Raw genomic sequence first — 17,710 nt, 5'->3', positions numbered from 1 at the left:
CCTTGTCCTTCGCCCGCCTCAAACGTCTGTCGGACGGCGGCTTCGCGCGCAACGTCGCGACGCTCGCCGGCGGCGCGGCCATCGCGCAGTTCCTGCCGCTGGCCGCCTCGCCGCTGCTGACGCGGCTTTACACGCCGGCCGACTTCGGCCTGTTGTCGGTCTACGTCGCCTGGCTGTCGGCGCTGGCGGTGATCGCCACCGGCCGCTACGAGCTGGCGATCGTGCTGCCGGCCGACGCAAAGCGCTCGGCCAACCTGTTCGGCCTGTCGCTCGCGGTGTCGGCGGCGTTGTCCGCGCTGCTGGCCCTGCTGTTGTGGCCGGCGCCCGGTTTCTGGGCGGCGCTGATGCGCGAGCCGGCGCTTTCGCCGTGGCTGTGGCTGTTGCCGCTCACGGTCGGGCTGGCCGGCGCGACGCAGGCCTACACGCAGTGGAACAACCGCGCCCAGCGTTACCGCGCCAACGCGGCCGGCCGGCTCGCGCAGGCGCTCGGCATGACCGGCCTGCAGCTGGCGCTGGCCGGCTTCGGCGCCGGCGGCCTGCTGCTCGGGCAGGCGGCCGGTTTCGCCGCGGCGCTCGTCGCGCAGGCGCTGCCCGACTGGCGCGAGCGCGCGCCGTGGCGGCGCGACGTCGATTGTGCCGGCATGACGGCGGTGGCGCGCGAGTACGCCGAGTTCCCGCGCGTCAACGCGGTCAACGCGCTCATCGGCGCGGCGCAGGACACGCTGACGGTGACGCTGCTGTTGACGCTGTCCGGCTCGGCCACCGTCGGCCTGTACGGGCTGATGATGCGGGTGCTCAAGCTGCCGGCGGCGCTCATCGGCCAGGCGGTCGCGCAGGTCGCCTACCGCGATCTGGCGGCGCTGCACGCGGCGGGCGAATCGCTCGCGCCGCGCGTGCGCCGGCTGCTCGCGCTCTTGACGCTGCTGGCGCTGCCGGGCGCGTTGCTCATGCTCGCCTTCGGGCCGGCGCTGTTCGCGTGGGTGTTCGGCGAATCGTGGCGCGAGGCCGGCGAGTACGCGCGCGCGCTGTCGCCGTATATGCTGTGCCACTTCGTCGCCTCGCCGCTCGGCATGGTGCCCTTGGTGATCCGCCGCCAGAAGGCGGCGCTAGCGTTCACCGTGGTCGGCAACGGCCTGTTCCTCGCGACGATCGCGCTGGGGCTGGCGAACGGCGTCGCGCTGGGCGCGACGCTGTGGGCGCTGTCGGCGGCGATGACGGTTTATTTCCTTACTTACTTCGCGTGGATCTACAAGGCGGTGCGATGAGTCCGAACGGTTTTCTCGACAAGCTCAGGTTCAGGCTGTCCGGCTGGATTCGGCCGCGCATGGTGGTCGGCTTCACGCGCGGCGATGGCGTGCGACTGATGCGCACGCGGATCAGCAACACGACGCGCGTCGAGTCGCCGCAGCGGCTCGACGTCGACGAGAACGTGTTCATCGGCCACTTCAACTTCATCGACGCCTCGGGTGGGCTGACGATAGGCGAGGGCTGCCAGATCACCAACTACGTGTCGATCCTGACCCATTCGAGCCATATCGCGATCCGCCTGTACGGCGCCGAGTACCTCGACCACCGCGAGCACGTCGGCTACCTGAAAAAGCCGAGCGTGGTCGGCCCGTACTGCTTCGTCGGCCCGCACTCGGTGCTGATGCCGGGCGTCAGCCTCGGCAAGGGTTCGCTGGTGCGCGCCTACAGCTTCGTGCCGGCCGGCGACTACCCGGACTTCGCCATCCTCGCCGGCAATCCGGCGCGGGTGGTCGGCGACACGCGCGAGATGGACGCGCCGTGGTTGGCCGAGCATCCCGAACTCAAACCGCTTTACGAGGACTGGGCCCGATGAGCCAACCCGTTCTCGACCGGCTCTTGGTGGTCGGCAGCGCCTCGGTGCACACCTGGCGCTTCATGGCCGGCATCGCGCCGCACGCGAAGGAACTCTACCTGGCCAGCAACGGCGAGCCGCCGTCCGAGTTGCGCCCGGCCAAGCTCGCCGGCATCTGTAAGCTCGACTTCTCGCTCAAGGCCCTGGGCAGCGCCGCGCGGCTCGCCGGCTTTATCGACGCGATCAAGCCCGGGCTCGTCCACGTGCACCAGGCCAACAGCGTCGCCTGGCACGCTTTGCGCGCGCTGCGTGGCCGCGCGATCCCGTCGGTGCTGACCGCCTGGGGCTCGGACGTGCTGCTCTTGCCCGGCCAGAACGCGCTGATGCGGCGCATGGTCTCGGCCAACCTGTCGGCCGCGAGCGCCTTGACCGCCGACTCGTTTTACCTGGCGGCGCGGATGCGCGAACTGGCGCCGTCGGCGGCCGGCATCGACATCGTCTACTTCGGCATCGACGCACTGCCGCCGGCGCCCGCGCCCGGCCGGCCCAAGAAGGCGCTGTCCTGCCGCTTGCACAAGCCGCTGTACCGCATCGACGCGATCCTCGACGCCTGGGCGGCGGTCGAGGCGAACCCGGCGCTGGCCGACTGGTCGCTGACCGTGGCCGCCAGCGGGCCGGAAACCGAGGCCTTGAAAGCGCAGGCCGCGCGGCTGAAGCTGCAACGCGTCGAGTTCGCCGGCTTCGTGAACAGCCAAAGGTTGGCCGAGCTTTACGCCGAGAGCCGCGTGTTCGTCAGCGTGCCCGAATCGGACGCGACCAGCGTGAGCCTCTTGGAGGCGATGGGCCACGGCTGCCTGCCGGTCTTGTCCAACCTGCCGGCCAACGCCGAGTGGGTGCTCGACGGCGTCAACGGCCGCATCGCGGCCGACATCGCGACGCTGCCGGCCGTGCTCGCCGAGGCGCTCGCCTGGGCCGGCGACGACGCCGCGCTGGCCGAGCCGGTCGCGATCAACCGCCGCCTCGTCGAGGCGCGCGCGCTCGCCTCGGCCAACACCGCGCGCTACGTCGCGCTTTACCGCAAACTGCTGTCCCGCCCCGCATGAACATCCTGCACCTGACCAGCGCCCACCCGCGCCACGACATCCGCGTCTTCATCAAGGAATGCCAGAGCCTCGCCGCCGCCGGCTTCTCGGTCGGCCTCGTCGTCGCCGACGGGCGGGGCGACGAGACGCGCGGCGGCGTGCGCCTCTACGACGTCGGCCCGAAAGCCGGCGGGCGCTTCTCGCGCATGACCGACACCGTGCGCCGCGTGCGCGACAAGGCGCTGGCGCTGCGTCCCGACGTGGTCCACTTTCACGACCCGGAGCTGATCCCGGCCGCGCTGGCGCTGAAGAAGGCCGGCATCAGGGTCGTCTACGACGTGCACGAGGACCTGCCGCGCCAGGTGCTCGCCAAGCCGTGGATCCCGGCGCCGCTGCGGCCCCTGGTGTCGCGCGCGGTCGAGGCGCTGGAGACATACGCCGCGCGCCGCTTCGACGCGGTGGTCGCCGCGACCCCGCTGATCCGCGACCGCTTCGTCGGCCTCGCGCCCACCGCGATCGACGTGTGCAACTACCCGATCCTCGAGGAGCTGGTGAACGACACGCGCTGGGAAGAGCGCGCCGACGTCGCCTGTTATCTGGGCGGCATTACGCGCATCCGCGGCATCGGGCCTATCGTCGCGGCGCTGCCCGAGGCGGGGGTGAGATTGAAGCTCGCCGGCCCGTGGAGCGAGGGCGGCCTGCGCGACGAGATGGCCGCGCAGCCGGGCTGGGCCTACGTCGACGACCTGGGCGTGCTCGACCGCGCCGGCGTCGCGGCGGTGCTCTCCGAGGCCAAGGTCGGCCTCGTGACGCTGTTCCCGACGCCGAACTACGTCGAGGCGCTGCCGATCAAGCTGTTCGAATACATGGCGGCCGGCCTCGCGGTGATCGCCAGCGACTTCCCGGTCTGGCGCGCGATCGTCGACGACGCCGGCTGCGGCGTGCTGGTCGACCCCGAGGACCCGCAACAGATCGCCGCGGCGCTCAAGGGCCTGCTGTCCGACCCCGTGCGTGCGCGCGCGATGGGCGAGGCCGGCCGCCGCGCGGCGCTGGCAAAATACAGCTGGGCGGCCGAGGCGCAGAAACTCGTCGCCCTTTACCGGAATCTGGAGACACACTGATGGCACGCGAAACCGCAACGCAATTCTGGACGCGCTGGCGCGTTCAACGGCAAAAGGGCCCGCTGGCCTTTATCGCCCGCAAGGGCCTGATCTACATGGCGCTGGCGCTGCCGGTCGGCTACCTGTACGACGTCGCGCGCGGCAAGCCGATCAGCCCCGACCCGCTCTACCACCTGATGAACGTCAGCTCGCTGGCGGTGCTGATCGCGATCCTCTGCTACGTCGGCTGGCGCTTCAACGAGGCGCGCTTCAAGGGCCTGGACGCCGAGGCGCGCCGCAAGGGCTTCTACGACGACCAGGGCGCCTGAGGCCGGACACCCGATGCGCATCCTCTACCTGAACCACTACGCCGGCAGCCCGCGCCACGGCATGGAATTCCGGCCCTACTACCTCGCGCGCGAGTGGGTGAGGGCGGGGCACGAGGTTCACATCGTCGCGGCCGACTTCTCGCACCTGCGCCGCGTGAACCCGGTTCTCGACGCCCCCTACCGCGACGAAGTCATCGACGGCGTCACCTACACCTGGTGCCGCACGCCGCCCTACGAGGGCAACGGCGCGCGCCGCGTGGTCAACATCTTCGCGTTTCTTAGGCGTCTGATGGGGCTGTCCGCGCGCATCAAGCGCGAGAAGCCCGACCTCGTGATCGCGTCGAGCACCTACCCGCTCGACACGGTGCCGGCGGCGTGGTTCGCCAGGCTCGCCGGCGCGCGTCTGGTGTACGAAGTGCACGACCTGTGGCCGCTGACGCCGGTCGAGGTCGGCGGCATGTCGCCCAGGCACCCGTTCGTGCGGCTTTTGCAGTGGGCCGAGGATTTCGGCTATCAAAAGGCCGACACGGTGATCAGCATGCTGCCGTGCGCGCGCGACTACATGGTCGGGCGCGGCATGGACCCGGCCCGCTACGCGGTGATCCCGAACGGCGTCGACGTCGCCGAATGGGAGGGCGAGCCGGCGTCGCTGCCGGCTGCGCACGGGCAGGCCCTGGCCGGGCTGAAGGCCGACGGGCGCTTCCTGGTCGGTTACGCCGGCGGCCATGGCCTGGCCAACGCGCTCGACTACCTCTTGGACGCCGCGCGGCTGCTGGCCGACGTGCCGGTGACCTTCGTGCTGGTCGGCGACGGCCCGGACAAGGCGGCGCTCAAGACGAAGGCGGCCGGCTCGGCCAACGTGGTGTTCCTCGACGCGATCGAAAAGCGCGCGGTGCCGGCCTTCCTCGCCGAAATGGACGCGCTCTTCATCGGCTGGCGCCGCCTGCCGATCTACCGCTTCGGCATCAACCCGAACAAGCTGTTCGACTACCTGATGGCCGGCAAGCCGGTGATCCACTCGGTCGAGGCCGGCAACGACCTCGTCGCCGAGTCGGGCGCCGGGCTGTCGGTGCCGGCCGAGGACGCCGCCGCGATCGCCGCCGCCGTGCGGCGCATGGTCGCGCTGCCGCAGGCCGAGCGCGCGGCGATGGGCGCGGCCGGCAGGCGGGCGGTGCGGGAAAAGCACGACTACCGCGTGCTGGCGGCGCGCTTTCTGGCCGCCTGCGGCGCGGCGCCGGCCGCGATCCGCTAACATCGGGGCTGCGAGGACAGGCGCGATGACCGACAAACTCTTCTGGCAGGACCCCTACCGTACGACGCTGACCACCCGCGTCGCGCGCGTCGACGGGCTCGACGTGACGCTCGAGGCGACGGTGTTCTTCGCCGAATCGGGCGGGCAGGAGAGCGACACCGGCCGGATCGGCGGCTACCGCGTGCTCGCCGCGCGCTGGCAGGGGCGAGAGCTCGTCTACACGCTGCCGCCCGGCCACGCGCTCGAGGCCGGCGACACGGTGACGGTCGAGATAGACTGGCCGCGCCGCTACAAGCTGATGCGGCTGCACTTCGCCGCCGAGATCGTGCTCGAACTCGTCACGCGGCGCCTGCCCGGCGTCGGCAAGATCGGCGCGCACATCGGCGAGGACAAGGCGCGCATCGACTTCGCCTGGCCCGAACCCTTGACGCCGATGTTGGCCGAGCTGACGCGCGCGGCGCAGGCGGTGATCGACGCCGACTCGGCCATCGTCAGCGCCTTCGCCGACGAGGCGAACGAGCGCTGCTACTGGGAGGTCGCCGGCTTCGGCCGCGTGCCCTGCGGCGGCACGCATTTGAAGACCACCGGCGAAGTCGGCGTGCTGCGCCTCAAGCGCCGCAACGTCGGCGGCGGCAAGGAGCGGATCGAGATCTACATCGACGCGCGGCTGGATTCGTAGGGCGGAATCCCCGTTTGGGGGCGTTCCGCCAGCTGTGGCGGTCCGGCCTTGGGGGGGCCGAGTGTTCTAGAGAGTATCGGCGGAACGCTCCTGCGGGTCTTCCGCCCTACGCGCTGTGCTACGAGCACGGTTTGTTGAAAGGAGGAAGGATGGAAGTGAAGAGCATTGTTGGTCTGATATTTTTTGTTGCTGTGACGGTAACGGGATGTGCTTCGGTTCCAAAACGCCAATCAACGGCGATGACTCTAGAAGAATTGGCAAAAAAAGATTGGGGGCTTGCGTCGTTCACCGTTGGGAAGGATGTTATGACCTCGAAGGTTCCGCTGCGCGTTTCTACCTATTCTTACCCGCCTTTCATACATAGAGGACAGATAGAGCAGATCGGGGAGTTTCGTGCGGATTTAGAAGGGCTATGTAAGCGACAAGGTGGGCAGTGGGTCTATGAAGGTAGCGAAGTTCAATCCAAGGCTTTTTTGAAACTCCCGGACGGTCAAAACTCCAATCTGACAGCAGCTACTCGAGCGGCACCAGTTACCGTGGATGGGATGAAGAAAATTGTTGCGGTCGGTGAAGAAGAGGTCGCGCGGGAGGTGATGGCACAATTGCTAGCCGCAGCAGCCAACACCGACCCCATGGTTTTTGAGGCAGTTAAGTTTGCCCGCACACAGACGTGGCTTGGTCAATTTACTTGTCAAGGCAAACCCAAGTGGGGCGCAAACATTGCGTATGAGAAAGCCTCGACCAGAAGAGACGGGGCATTGCTGTACAAGGATGTGATCCTTTCTGTTGCAGTTAAAGAGATGAAAGAATGATTACCCCTCAATTCCTCCCCTTCGCGCTGCCCGACATCGGCGAAGAAGAAATCGCCGAGGTGGTCGACGCGCTGCGCTCCGGCTGGGTGACCACCGGCCCCAAGACCCGCCAATTCGAGGCCGACTTCGCCGCCTTCCTCGGCGACGGCGTCGAGGCGATCGCGGTGAACTCGGCGACCGCCGGCCTGCACCTGGCGCTCGAGGCGGTCGGCATCGGCCCGGGCGACGAGGTGATCGTGCCGACCTACACCTTCACCGCCACCGCCGAGGTGGTGCGCTACCTCGGCGCGCACCCGGTGTGCGTCGACGTCGATGCGGCGACCTTCAACATCTCGCCGGCGGCGATCCGCGCCGCGATCACGCCGAAAACGCGCGCGATCATGCCGGTGCACTTTGCCGGCCTCGCCTGCGAGATGGACGAGATCGTCGCGATCGCGCGCGAGCATGGTCTGAAAATCATCGAGGACGCCGCGCACGCGCTGCCGACCACCTACCAGGGCAAGCTCGTCGGCACGCTGGATTCGGACGTCACCGTGTTCAGCTTCTACGCCAACAAGACGATGACCACCGGCGAGGGCGGCATGGTGGTGTCGAAGAACAGGGACCTCATCGCGCGCTGCAAGGTGATGCGCCTGCACGGCATCAGCCGCGACGCCTTCGACCGCTACGTGTCCAAGACGCCGGCGTGGTACTACGAGGTGGTCGCGCCGGGCTTCAAGTACAACATGCCCGACATCGCCGCCGCGATCGGCATCCACCAGCTGAAAAAGATCGGCGCCTTCCGCGAAAAACGCGAGGCGATGGCGGCGCGCTACGACCGTGAGCTTTCCGGCCTGCCGCTGATCCTGCCGGCTCGGCCAACCTTGGCGAGCGACACGCACGCCTGGCACCTCTACCCGGTGCGGCTGAAACCCGAGGCCGGCGTCGGCCGCGACGACTTCATCGCCCAGATGGCCGAGCGCGGCATCGGCTGCTCGGTGCACTTCATCCCGCTGCACCGCCACCCGGTGTGGCGCGACGGTTACGGGCTGAAGAACGCCGACTTCCCGGTCGCCGACGCGGCGTTCGAGGCCGAGGTGACGCTGCCGCTCTACACGAAGATGAGCGACGCCGACCAGACGCGCGTGATCGCCGCGGTGCGCGGGATCCTGTCGGCATGAGCGAGGTGAAAACCTTGGCCGAGCCGGCGCGCGGCAAGCCCGGCCGCGACGCGGTCAAGCGCGCCTTCGACGTCGTGTGCGCGGCGCTCGGCTTGCTGCTTCTGTCGCCGCTCTTGGTCGCGGTCGCGCTCTGGATCAAGCTCGATTCGACCGGCCCGGTGTTCTTCCGCCAGGAGCGCGTCGGCCGGCACGGCGTGCCGTTCCGCATCCACAAGTTCCGCACCATGCGCGTCGACGCGGAAAAACACGGCCAGCTGACGGTCGGCCGCGATAATCGCGTGACGCGCGCCGGCGCCTTCTTGCGCAAATCCAAGCTCGACGAGCTGCCGCAGCTGATCGACGTGCTGGTCGGCACGATGAGCCTGGTCGGCCCGCGCCCCGAGGTGCCGCGCTACGTCGCGCACTATCCGGCCGACGTGAAGGCGCGCGTGCTGTCGGTGCGCCCGGGCATCACCGAGTGGGCGTCGATCGAGATGATCGACGAGAACGACATCCTCGCCGCCGCGCCGGACCCCGAGCGCGCCTACCTCGAGCGGGTGCTGCCCGAGAAGCTCGCCTACGCGGCGCGCTACGCCGACGGCCATACGCTGTGCGGCGACGTCGCCATCATCCTTGCCACCCTGAAGAAAATCGTCACCCGCTGACCATGCTCGATTCGCTGTTGTCGTTCTCGCGCCACCACAAGATGGCGCTCCTGATGGTGCTCGACGCGCTGCTGTTGCCGCTGGCGCTGCTGTCGGCGGTGCTGTTGCGCCTCGGCGGCGCGTGGGACCCGAAGCTCGACCCCTATCTGTGGATCTTCGCCGTGCCGCCCTTGTGGGTGATCCCGATCTTCGTCAAGCTCGGCCTCTACCGCGCGGTGATCCGCTTCATGGACGACCGCGTCGTCACCACGGTGTTCTACGGCGTCACGCTGGCGGTGCTGGTGCTGACCGCGGTGATCGTGATGGCGCGCATCACGCCGTTCCCGCGCTCGTCGATCCTGATCTTCTGGGTGTTCGCGATGGCCTACATCGGCGGCAGCCGCTTCCTGCTGCGCGGCGTCTTGCGCAACCTCGACGCCGGCCAGAGGGCGCGCGCGCCGGTGGCGATCTACGGCGCCGGCCACGCCGGCCTCGCGCTGATGGCGGCGCTGCAGTCGGGGCGCGACATGAAGCCGGTCGCCTTCTTCGACGACAACCCCGCGCTGTGGGGCCGCATCTACGGCGGCGTCGAGGTCTACGACCCGGCGCGCATTCCCGAACTGGTCGCGCGCAAGCGCCTGACGCAGATGCTGCTGGCGATCCCGTCGGCGAGCCGCGCGCGCCACCGCGAGATCATCGAGGCGCTCGAACCCTTGCACATCCCGATCCAGCGCGTGCCGCGGCTGGCCGACCTGGTGAGCGGCGAGGTGCGCGTCGAGGAACTCAAGCAGGTCGACATCGAGGACCTCTTGGGGCGCGACCCGGTGCCGCCCAAGCCCGAGCTGCTGTCGGCCAACATCGCCGGCCTTGCCGTGATGGTGACCGGCGCCGGCGGCTCGATCGGCTCGGAACTGTGCCGCCAGATCGTCAAGGGCCGCCCGCGTCGGCTGGTGTTGTTCGAATTGTCCGAGTACGCGCTGTACGCGATCGACCAGGAGCTGGCGCGGCTCGCGCCCGAGGTCGAGCGCGTCGCCATCCTCGGCTCGGTGACCGACCGCGCGCGCCTGACGTCGGTGATGCGCGCCTTCGCCGTCGATACCGTCTACCACGCGGCGGCGTACAAGCACGTGCCGCTGGTCGAGCACAACCCGGTCGCCGGCATCGTCAACAACGCCTTCGGCACCGACACCTGCGCGGCGGCGGCGGCGGACGCCGGCGTGGCGACCTTCGTGCTGATCTCGACCGACAAGGCCGTGCGGCCGACCAACGTGATGGGCGCGACCAAAAGGTTGGCCGAGCTGTGCCTGCAGGCGCGCCACGCCCAGCAGGAGAGGAGTGGCGGCGGCGCGACGCGCTTCGTGATGGTGCGCTTCGGCAACGTGCTGGGCAGCTCGGGTTCGGTGGTGCCGCTGTTCAAGCGTCAGATCGCCGCCGGCGGCCCGGTCACCGTCACCCACCCGGACATCACGCGCTACTTCATGACCATCCCCGAGGCGGCGCAGCTGGTGCTGCAGGCAGGCGCGATGGGGCAGGGCGGCGACGTGTTCGTGCTCGACATGGGCGAGCCGGTGAAGATCGCCGAGCTGGCGCGGCGGATGATCCACCTGTCCGGCCTCGAGGTGCGCGACGCCGCGCACCCGGACGGCGACGTCGAGATCCGCTACTCGGGCCTCAGGCCCGGCGAGAAGCTGTACGAGGAACTCTTGATCGGCGACGGCGTGCTGCCGACCGAGCACCCGCGCATCCTGCGCGCCCGCGAATACCACCTGGCGCCCGACGAGCTGGCCGGCTACCTCGAACGGCTGGCGGTCGCCTGCGAGTCGCTCGACGCCGCCGCCGCCTTCGCGCTGATGCGCGAGGTGGTGCGCGAATTCAACGCCGCCGAGGCGACGCGCGACTGGGTGGCCGGCGCGACGGCCTGATCGGCCGCCCTGTCGCCCCGCCCGAGCGTGCAACTGTACCGCCCGGAGAGCGCGGCTTTTGTTCCTGTCCCGCCCGCCGCGCCGCTGCTATGATGCGCCCATCCCCCTCACGCCGCCCTCGCGCGGCGTGAGCCCTTTTCGGGGGCCATCAAGCTTCATACAAAAAGACCAGGAGACAACACCCATGAACCTCGACGTCTGGCTGCTCTACGTCGCCGCGATCTTCGTCGTCATCGCCATCCCCGGCCCGCTGTCGCTGCTGATGATTTCCAACGTGATCAACTTCGGCCTGCGCCGCAGCTGGCCGGCGATCGCCGGCGGCGTGTCCGCCTCGCTGATCCTGCTGGTGATCTCGGCGCTGGGCCTGGGCGCGCTGATCGTCTCGTCGCCCTTGATGTTCAACATCGCCAAGTACGGCGGCGCCGCCTACCTCGGCTACCTCGGCGTGAAAACCTTCCTGATTCCGGTGCAAAAGCCCAGCGACGCCAACGGCGCCGCCGAGGTGCTGCTCGAGCCGCGCTTCGGCCTCTTGTTCAACCGCGCCTTCCTGCTCGGCATCAGCAATCCGAAGGACATCCTGTTCTTCATCGCCTTTTTGCCGCAGTTCATCGACCCGGCGCGCTCGATCTACGTGCAGTTGGGCGTGATGGTCGCGACCTGGATCGCCGTCGACGTCGCGTGCAAGCTGTCGTACGGCCTGTCGGCCAAGGCGGTGAACCCCTTCCTGCGCTCCTATGCCGGCAAGAAGCTGTTCAACGCGGTCACCGGCGTGTTCTTCGTCGGCACCGCCTGCCTGGCGGCCTTCCTCGGCGCCTGAGCGTTCCCGCTGCGCTTGCGAAAAAGCCCCGCGACGCGGGGCTTTTCCATCTTGCCGACCGGCTCATTCGCTGTGCCACACGTCGGCCAGTTCGCCGGCGGCGACGCGCGCGACCTCGGGGCGCTGCGTCAGCCAGGCGATCAGCGTCTCGCGCATCTCCTCGTCGACCGGCTTGTTCGACACCGGGAACACCATGCCGGACAGCAGCGACGGCGAGCCGGCGTCGAAGCTGCCGCCGAAGCTGACGCCCTGTTCGTCGACCGCCGACAGCCAGGCGTCGAGGAAGGCGTCCTCGGCGGCCGGCGGGACGGCGTGCAGCGCGGCCTCGAGCGCGAAACCGAGCTGGGTGTAGGCGCCGACGCGCTGCTTCTTTTGGCGGCGCGGCGACAGGCGCTTGAGGCGCTGGCGCGATTGCGGGTTGCGGGGCATGCGGGTCTCCTTGACGGTCACAGGGGCGGGCGGCAAGGGTAGCAACCCCGCCCGGACAAGACAAATCTTCGTGCCGCCCCGTCCGTTATAGCGAATGTCATGACTGTGCGGCGCGACGCCAGGACGTTGGCCGAGCGTGCCGGTGCAGCGGCGGCTCGGCCGACGTTGTTCCTATAGCCCGAGCTGCTGCCACAGCGCGTCGACACGGTGCTTGACGGCGTCGTCCATCACGATCGGCACGCCCCATTCGCGACTCGTTTCGCCCGGCCACTTGTTGGTCGCGTCCAGCCCCATCTTGCCGCCGAGGCCCGAGACCGGGCTGGCGAAGTCGAGGTAGTCGATCGGCGTGTGGTCGATCAGCGTCGTGTCGCGCACCGGGTCCATGCGCGTGGTGATCGCCCAGATCACTTCCTTCCAGTCGCGCGTGTCGACGTCGTCGTCGACGACGACGATGAACTTGGTGTACATGAACTGGCGCAAGAAGCTCCACACGCCGAGCATCACGCGCTTGGCGTGGCCGGCGTACGCCTTCTTGATCGACACCACCGCCATGCGGTAGCTGCAGCCCTCGGGCGGCAGGTAGAAGTCGACGATCTCGGGAAACTGCTTTTGCAGGATGGGCACGAACACCTCGTTGAGCGCGACGCCGAGGATGGCCGGCTCGTCCGGCGGCTTGCCGGTGTAGGTGCTGTGGTAGATCGGGTTCGGGCGCGAGGTGACGCGCTCGACGGTGAACACCGGGAACCAGTCCTGCTCGTTGTAGTAGCCGGTGTGGTCGCCGTACGGGCCCTCGAGCGCGTGCAGGTAACCGTCCTTTTCTTTGAGCGGCACGCCGTGTTCGCTGCGGCCTTCGAAGCCCGGCTCGCACGGCGTCAGCACCCCTTCGAGCACGATCTCGGCCGACGCCGGCACTTGCAGCTCGTTGCCGACCGATTTGACCAGCTCGGTCTTGGCGCCGCGCAACAGGCCGGCGAACTGGTATTCGGACAGCGTGTCCGGCACCGGCGTCACCGCGCCGAGGATGGTCGCCGGGTCGCAGCCCAAGACCACCGACACCGGGAACGGCGTGCCCGGCTGCGCGACGCGGTGCTCGCGAAAGTCGAGCGCGCCGCCGCGGTGCGCGAGCCAGCGCATGATCAGCTGCTTCCGGCCGATGACTTGCTGGCGGTAGATGCCGAGGTTCTGGCGGCGCTTAGCAGGACCGCGCGTCACCGTCAGCCCCCAGGTGACCAGCGGCGCGACGTCGCCCGGCCAGCAGTGCTGGATCGGCAGTTGGCCGAGGTCGACGTCCGGCCCCTCGACCACCACGTCCTGGCACGGCGCCTTCTTCACTTCCTTGGGCGCCATGCTCAACACCTGCTTCAAGAGTGGCAGCTTGTCCCAGGCGTCCTTGAAACCCTTCGGCGGCTCGGGTTCCTTCAGGTAGGCGAGCGTCCTGCCGATCTCGCGCAGCTCCATCACGTCGGACGCTCCCATGCCGAGCGCGACGCGGCGCGGCGTGCCGAACAGGTTGGCCAGCACCGGCGTGTCGAAGCGGCGGCCGTCCAGCGTCGGGTTCTCGAACAACAGCGCCGGCCCGCCGGCCTTGAGCACGCGGTCGCCGATCTCGGTCATCTCGAGGCGCGGCGACACCGGCGTCGCGACGCGCTTCAGTTCGCCTTGTCGTTCCAGCTGGGCGCAGAAGTCCCTCAGGTCGTGGTATCGCATGATTCTTTCATGATCTATCGCAAAGACCGCACCAACGGCAGGGCTTATCGTGGCCGGGACGTTGCAAGCGGCAAAGCGGCATTGTCCCAAGCGGGGCGCGCCGGCCGCAAGCGACACCGTCCTACCGACACATCATGGAGCCCGTCACAATGAAAAAAATCGTTCTCGCCACGCTGCTCGGCCTCGCCGCCACGACCGCCTTCGCCGCCCAGGGCGACATCCTGGTGCGCGCCCGCGCGATCCACATCTCGCCGGATGTGAAGACCGACAAGGCGCTGTCGGCGCTCAAGGTCGACGTCGACAGCCAGACCGTGCCCGAGCTCGACTTCACCTACATGATCACCGACAACATCGGCGCCGAACTGATCCTCGGCACCGCGCGCCACGAGGTGACGTCCAGCCTCGGCAGCCTCGGCAAGGTCAACCACCTGCCGCCGACGCTGACGCTGCAGTACCACTTCGCGCCCGAAGCGACCATCCGTCCCTACGTCGGCGCCGGCATCAACTACACCCGCTTCTACAACGACGACCTCGACAAGGTCACCCCGCTGTCGGTCGACAAGAACAGCTGGGGCTACGCGCTGCAGCTCGGCGCCGACGTCGCGGTCAACAAGGACTGGTTCGTCAACGTCGACGTCAAGAAGCTGATGATCAAGACCGACGTCACCTCGGTCAACGCCGTGCCGGCGCTCGGCGTGACGGCCGGGCAGAACCTCGGCACGCTGAAGATCAACCCGTGGGTCTTCGGCGTCGGCGTCGGCACCAAGTTCTGAGCCCGTCCCCGCGCGCGGCGCGGGGGCTGCGACGCCCCAAAGGCGCACCCTCGCGGTGCGCCTTTTGCTTTTGCGGTGCCGGTGGGGGAGGGCGGCAGCGCCTTTTCCGGACGCCGGTTTGAAAAAAGACGCGCGCCGGCGCTTCTTCATGCTGCATGGCAATAAGAGCTTGGTTTACCATGACGAAACGGCTGTCCGGACGCCCGGCGCGGCGGCCGCTCGACGCGGTCTTCCCCTTTGATCTGAATGGCATTTTTTTGCGGGGCCGTCCGGCGCCATCGCCGGTTCGGCGGGTCCGCAACGAGGGGGTTTTTGTTACAATGGCGCCCTTTTTCATCGGGCGGGGAAGCTCATGGCTCTGCTGGAAATCAAGAACGTCGTGAAACGGTTCGGCGACTTCACCGCCGTGAACAACGTCAGCCTGTCGGTCGAGGCCGGCGAATTCTTCACCTTGCTCGGCCCGTCCGGCTGCGGCAAGACCACCTTGCTGCGGATGCTGGCCGGTTTCGAGCAGCCGGATTCGGGCCAGATCGTGCTCGACGGCCAGGACATGTCGCGCGTGCCGCCGGAAAAGCGCCCGGTGCACACCGTGTTCCAGAGCTACGCGCTGTTCCCGCACATGACGGTGCGCCAGAACATCGCCTTCCCGCTGAAGATGGCCGGCTGGGACGCCAAGAAGATCGCATCCCAGGTCGAGGAGCTGCTCGAGGACGTGCGGCTGACCCAGTTCGGCGACCGCTACCCGCACGAAATGTCCGGCGGCCAGCGCCAGCGCGTCGCGATCGCGCGCGCGCTGGTCGACCGCCCGCGCCTGCTCTTGCTCGACGAACCCTTGTCGGCGCTCGACGCCAAGCTGCGCGAGCAGATGCAGATCGAGCTGATCAACCTGCAGAAGGAGGTCGGCATCACCTTCGTCTACGTGACGCACGACCAGGGCGAGGCGCTCGCGCTGTCGCACCGCATCGCGGTGATGAGCCACGGCCAGGTCGAGCAGCTGGACACGCCGGAGACGATCTACAGCTATCCGAGGAACCGCTTCGTCGCCGACTTCATCGGCCAGTGCAACGTGCTCGAGGCCGAGGTCGTGGCGGGCAACGGCGACGGGACGGCGACGATCGAGATCAAGGGCTGCGGCCGCATGCGCGTCGCGCTCAGGGGCGAGGTCGCGCCGGGGCAGAAGGGCTGGCTCGCGCTGCGCCCGGAGAAGATCAAGGTTGGCCGAGCGCTGGCGGTCGAGGACGGCGAGGTCCACTTCAAGGGCCGCGTCAACGACTGCCTGTATCTGGGCGACGTGACGATCTACCTCGTCGAGGTCGGCGACGGCGTCGTGATCGAGACCATGCTGCCCAACAGCGCGCCGGGTCTGGCCAAGCTGTTCGACGACCAGGATCAGGTCGAGATCGCCTGGCGCTTCGACGCCGGCAGCTTCGTGACGGAGTGACGCGGTGAACTGGGTCAAGAACAATCTGGGCAAGTGGGCGCTGTCGTGGCCGCCGCTGCTCTACCTCGTGCTGTTTTTCCTGGTGCCGACGGCGATCATGTTCGTCGCCGCCTTCCGCTTCCCCGGCGACTTCGGCGGCCTCGCGCCGATGTACTACGTCGAGGAAGGGCGGCTGGTGTGGGACCTGACGCTGGAGAACTTCCAGCGCCTGTTCGAGGAGCCGCTGTACTGGGAGCTGTTCCTGAAGTCGGCGGTCTACGCCGGCGTGACGACGCTGGCCTGCGTCGCGATGGGCTATCCGCTCGCCTGGCTGATCGCCAGAAGCCCGAAGAAGTACCGCGACCTGATGCTGCTGCTGGTGATCCTGCCGTTCTGGTCGAACTTCCTGATCCGCATCTACGCGTGGATGATCATCCTCGGCCCGGGTTCGGCGTTCACGCACGCGGTCAACGCCGTCGTCACCGCGCTGGGCTTCGAGCCGCTGCAGCTGTTGTTCACGCCGTTCGCGGTGATCGTCGGCATGGTCTACGTGCACCTGCCCTTCATGGTGCTGCCGCTGTACGCGAACCTCGAGAAGCACGACCTCGCGCTCCTGGACGCCGCGCAGGATCTGGGCGCCAGCGCCTGGCAGCGTTTCTGGAAGATCACCTGGCCGCTGTCCCTGCCCGGCGTGTTCGCCGGCTCGGCGCTGGTGTTCATCCCGGCGCTGGGCATGTTCGCGATCCCGGACATCCTCGGCGGCACCGATTCGATCATGATCGGCAACCTGATCAAGCAGCAGATCCTCGACACGCGCGACTGGCCGTTCGGCTCGGTGCTGTCGATCATGCTGACCGCGGGCGTGCTCGGCATCGCCCTGTTGGGCGCGCTGGTGGCGCGAGGAGGCAAACGTGGCTAAAAAACCTTCCTGGTGGCTGTGGGCGGCGGCGTTGTTCGCCTACCTCTTTCTCTACCTGCCGCTGTTCATCGTGGTGCTGTTCTCGTTCAACGATTCGAAGCTGAACGCCGAATGGGTCGGCTTCACCACCCACTGGTACGCGCAGCTGTTCGCCAACGAGAAGATGCTGACCGCCGCCGGCAACTCGCTGATGATCGGCGTGGTGTCGAGCTTCTGCGCGACCGCGCTGGGCACGCTGGCCGGCATCGCGATGCACAAGTACCGGCTGCGGCTCTTGCCCTTCCTGGTGCTGACGCCGATCGCGATCCCGGAGCTGCTGATGGGGGTGTCGCTGGTGATCTTCTTCGTGCTCGTCAACCAGCTGACCGGCATCCTCGAGCTCGGCCTGGTGACCATCGTGCTGTCGCACATCGCCTTCTGTACCGGCTTCGTCGCCATCGTGGTGCGCGCGCGGATGCAGGGCATGGACGAGAGCCTGGTCGAGGCGGCGCGCGACCTCGGCGCCACGCCGCTGCAGGCCTTCCGGCTGGTGACGCTGCCGCAGATCCTGCCGGGCATCATCGCCGGCGCGCTGATGGCGTTCACGCTGTCGATCGACGACTTCGTGATCACCTTCTTCACCGCCGGCGCCGGCACGTCGACGCTGCCGCTCGAGATCTACTCGATGATCAAGATCGCCGTCACACCCGAAGTGAATGCGGTATCCTCGCTGCTGATGCTGCTTACGCTGGTTCTCATCGTGATCGCGTCGCGCGTATCGCCCAGCGCTCTTAGAGTCGCTAACAAAACCTACTTGATGCCGGCAGTGTGAAGCCCCATCTGGCCGGCATGAAGCGAAGTGTCGTCAGCCAGAAGCTCTGGAAATCG

18 protein-coding genes are annotated in these 17,710 nt (G+C 68.2%); 16 read left to right on the top strand and 2 right to left on the bottom strand.

Annotated features, from left to right (window positions below; all coding sequences use genetic code 11):
• The first annotated feature begins 2 nt into the window (after nucleotides 1-2).
• The 12 genes from EV683_RS11090 to EV683_RS11035 all read left to right on the top strand — a co-directional run bounded on the left by EV683_RS11090 (nucleotide 3) and on the right by EV683_RS11035 (nucleotide 11,595).
• Complete coding sequence (locus EV683_RS11090) at nucleotides 3-1,265, top strand: lipopolysaccharide biosynthesis protein (protein WP_207910449.1); 1,263 nt, start codon at nucleotides 3-5, stop codon at nucleotides 1,263-1,265.
• Nucleotides 1,262-1,840 (top strand): acyltransferase, encoded by a 579-nt coding sequence (locus EV683_RS11085; protein WP_131862825.1) that lies wholly within the window; start codon nucleotides 1,262-1,264, stop codon nucleotides 1,838-1,840. The genes EV683_RS11090 and EV683_RS11085 overlap by 4 nt, the downstream gene beginning before the upstream one ends.
• The gene (locus EV683_RS11080; protein ID WP_131862824.1) at nucleotides 1,837-2,922 is read left to right on the top strand and encodes a glycosyltransferase family 4 protein; all 1,086 of its coding nucleotides are present in this window, start codon (nucleotides 1,837-1,839) and stop codon (nucleotides 2,920-2,922) included. The genes EV683_RS11085 and EV683_RS11080 overlap by 4 nt, the downstream gene beginning before the upstream one ends.
• Nucleotides 2,919-4,022, top strand: coding sequence for a glycosyltransferase family 4 protein (locus tag EV683_RS11075; protein WP_131862823.1), 1,104 nt, complete (start codon nucleotides 2,919-2,921; stop codon nucleotides 4,020-4,022). The genes EV683_RS11080 and EV683_RS11075 overlap by 4 nt, the downstream gene beginning before the upstream one ends.
• Complete coding sequence (locus EV683_RS11070; RefSeq protein WP_066613302.1) at nucleotides 4,022-4,330, top strand: hypothetical protein; 309 nt, start codon at nucleotides 4,022-4,024, stop codon at nucleotides 4,328-4,330. The genes EV683_RS11075 and EV683_RS11070 overlap by 1 nt, the downstream gene beginning before the upstream one ends.
• Before the next feature lie 13 nt (nucleotides 4,331-4,343).
• A complete protein-coding gene (locus tag EV683_RS11065) occupies nucleotides 4,344-5,582 on the top strand; it encodes a glycosyltransferase family 4 protein (RefSeq protein WP_131862822.1) in 1,239 nt (412 codons plus the stop codon).
• 25 nt (nucleotides 5,583-5,607) lie between these two features.
• Nucleotides 5,608-6,261, top strand: a complete 654-nt coding sequence (locus tag EV683_RS11060; RefSeq protein ID WP_131862821.1) for an alanyl-tRNA editing protein — start codon at nucleotides 5,608-5,610, stop codon at nucleotides 6,259-6,261.
• A gap of 149 nt (nucleotides 6,262-6,410) precedes the next feature.
• Nucleotides 6,411-7,073: a hypothetical protein gene (locus EV683_RS11055; protein ID WP_131862820.1), complete on the top strand. Its 663-nt coding sequence runs from the start codon at nucleotides 6,411-6,413 to the stop codon at nucleotides 7,071-7,073.
• Nucleotides 7,070-8,233, top strand: coding sequence for a DegT/DnrJ/EryC1/StrS family aminotransferase (locus EV683_RS11050; protein ID WP_131862819.1), 1,164 nt, complete (start codon nucleotides 7,070-7,072; stop codon nucleotides 8,231-8,233). The genes EV683_RS11055 and EV683_RS11050 overlap by 4 nt, the downstream gene beginning before the upstream one ends.
• A complete protein-coding gene (locus EV683_RS11045) occupies nucleotides 8,230-8,877 on the top strand; it encodes a sugar transferase (RefSeq protein WP_066613311.1) in 648 nt (215 codons plus the stop codon). Before EV683_RS11050 ends, EV683_RS11045 begins: the two co-directional genes overlap by 4 nt.
• Nucleotides 8,878-8,879: 2 nt before the next feature.
• Nucleotides 8,880-10,778: a polysaccharide biosynthesis protein gene (locus EV683_RS11040; protein ID WP_131862818.1), complete on the top strand. Its 1,899-nt coding sequence runs from the start codon at nucleotides 8,880-8,882 to the stop codon at nucleotides 10,776-10,778.
• 184 nt (nucleotides 10,779-10,962) lie between these two features.
• Complete coding sequence (locus EV683_RS11035; RefSeq protein WP_066613315.1) at nucleotides 10,963-11,595, top strand: LysE family translocator; 633 nt, start codon at nucleotides 10,963-10,965, stop codon at nucleotides 11,593-11,595.
• A 63-nt stretch (nucleotides 11,596-11,658) separates the two neighbouring features.
• On the opposite strand, the gene EV683_RS11030 is transcribed toward EV683_RS11035, so the two are convergent.
• Together EV683_RS11030 and ubiD are read right to left on the bottom strand one after the other, a co-directional pair.
• Nucleotides 11,659-12,024 carry a 50S ribosome-binding protein YggL gene (locus tag EV683_RS11030; RefSeq protein WP_066613317.1) on the bottom strand — a complete coding sequence of 122 codons (366 nt, stop codon included), beginning with the start codon at nucleotides 12,022-12,024 and terminating at the stop codon, nucleotides 11,659-11,661.
• Between the two features lie 171 nt (nucleotides 12,025-12,195).
• Nucleotides 12,196-13,731 carry a 4-hydroxy-3-polyprenylbenzoate decarboxylase gene (gene ubiD, locus EV683_RS11025; RefSeq protein ID WP_131862817.1) on the bottom strand — a complete coding sequence of 512 codons (1,536 nt, stop codon included), beginning with the start codon at nucleotides 13,729-13,731 and terminating at the stop codon, nucleotides 12,196-12,198.
• A 149-nt stretch (nucleotides 13,732-13,880) separates the two neighbouring features.
• On the opposite strand from ubiD, the gene EV683_RS11020 reads away from it, so the two are divergent.
• From EV683_RS11020 to EV683_RS11005, 4 genes are all read left to right on the top strand, one after another.
• A complete protein-coding gene (locus tag EV683_RS11020; RefSeq protein ID WP_131862816.1) occupies nucleotides 13,881-14,504 on the top strand; it encodes an OmpW/AlkL family protein in 624 nt (207 codons plus the stop codon).
• Nucleotides 14,505-14,856: 352 nt separating this feature from the next.
• The gene (locus EV683_RS11015; protein WP_066613330.1) at nucleotides 14,857-15,945 is read left to right on the top strand and encodes an ABC transporter ATP-binding protein; all 1,089 of its coding nucleotides are present in this window, start codon (nucleotides 14,857-14,859) and stop codon (nucleotides 15,943-15,945) included.
• Nucleotides 15,946-15,949: 4 nt separating this feature from the next.
• Entirely contained in the window at nucleotides 15,950-16,843 is an 894-nt protein-coding gene (locus tag EV683_RS11010; RefSeq protein ID WP_066613332.1) for an ABC transporter permease, read from the top strand.
• Complete coding sequence (locus EV683_RS11005) at nucleotides 16,836-17,654, top strand: ABC transporter permease (protein WP_131862815.1); 819 nt, start codon at nucleotides 16,836-16,838, stop codon at nucleotides 17,652-17,654. The genes EV683_RS11010 and EV683_RS11005 overlap by 8 nt, the downstream gene beginning before the upstream one ends.
• Nucleotides 17,655-17,710: the final 56 nt, after the last annotated feature.

The sequence above is a fragment of the Crenobacter luteus genome (assembly GCF_004345725.1).
Lineage (GTDB): Bacteria > Pseudomonadota > Gammaproteobacteria > Burkholderiales > Chromobacteriaceae > Crenobacter > Crenobacter luteus.
This window is presented reverse-complemented; position numbering and strand designations above follow the sequence as displayed.

What these genes read in the sequence shown, in the direction of transcription:
- EV683_RS11085 (WP_131862825.1), top strand. Translation starts at nt 1,262, where the DNA reads ATGAGTCCGAACGGTTTTCTCGACAAGCTCAGGTTCAGGCTGTCCGGC.
- EV683_RS11080 (WP_131862824.1), top strand. Translation starts at nt 1,837, where the DNA reads ATGAGCCAACCCGTTCTCGACCGGCTCTTGGTGGTCGGCAGCGCCTCG.
- EV683_RS11075 (WP_131862823.1), top strand. Translation starts at nt 2,919, where the DNA reads ATGAACATCCTGCACCTGACCAGCGCCCACCCGCGCCACGACATCCGC.
- EV683_RS11070 (WP_066613302.1), top strand. Translation starts at nt 4,022, where the DNA reads ATGGCACGCGAAACCGCAACGCAATTCTGGACGCGCTGGCGCGTTCAA.
- EV683_RS11065 (WP_131862822.1), top strand. Translation starts at nt 4,344, where the DNA reads ATGCGCATCCTCTACCTGAACCACTACGCCGGCAGCCCGCGCCACGGC.
- EV683_RS11060 (WP_131862821.1), top strand. Translation starts at nt 5,608, where the DNA reads ATGACCGACAAACTCTTCTGGCAGGACCCCTACCGTACGACGCTGACC.
- EV683_RS11055 (WP_131862820.1), top strand. Translation starts at nt 6,411, where the DNA reads ATGGAAGTGAAGAGCATTGTTGGTCTGATATTTTTTGTTGCTGTGACG.
- EV683_RS11050 (WP_131862819.1), top strand. Translation starts at nt 7,070, where the DNA reads ATGATTACCCCTCAATTCCTCCCCTTCGCGCTGCCCGACATCGGCGAA.
- EV683_RS11045 (WP_066613311.1), top strand. Translation starts at nt 8,230, where the DNA reads ATGAGCGAGGTGAAAACCTTGGCCGAGCCGGCGCGCGGCAAGCCCGGC.
- EV683_RS11040 (WP_131862818.1), top strand. Translation starts at nt 8,880, where the DNA reads ATGCTCGATTCGCTGTTGTCGTTCTCGCGCCACCACAAGATGGCGCTC.
- EV683_RS11035 (WP_066613315.1), top strand. Translation starts at nt 10,963, where the DNA reads ATGAACCTCGACGTCTGGCTGCTCTACGTCGCCGCGATCTTCGTCGTC.
- EV683_RS11030 (WP_066613317.1), bottom strand. Translation starts at nt 12,024, where the DNA reads ATGCCCCGCAACCCGCAATCGCGCCAGCGCCTCAAGCGCCTGTCGCCG.
- ubiD (WP_131862817.1), bottom strand. Translation starts at nt 13,731, where the DNA reads ATGCGATACCACGACCTGAGGGACTTCTGCGCCCAGCTGGAACGACAA.
- EV683_RS11020 (WP_131862816.1), top strand. Translation starts at nt 13,881, where the DNA reads ATGAAAAAAATCGTTCTCGCCACGCTGCTCGGCCTCGCCGCCACGACC.
- EV683_RS11015 (WP_066613330.1), top strand. Translation starts at nt 14,857, where the DNA reads ATGGCTCTGCTGGAAATCAAGAACGTCGTGAAACGGTTCGGCGACTTC.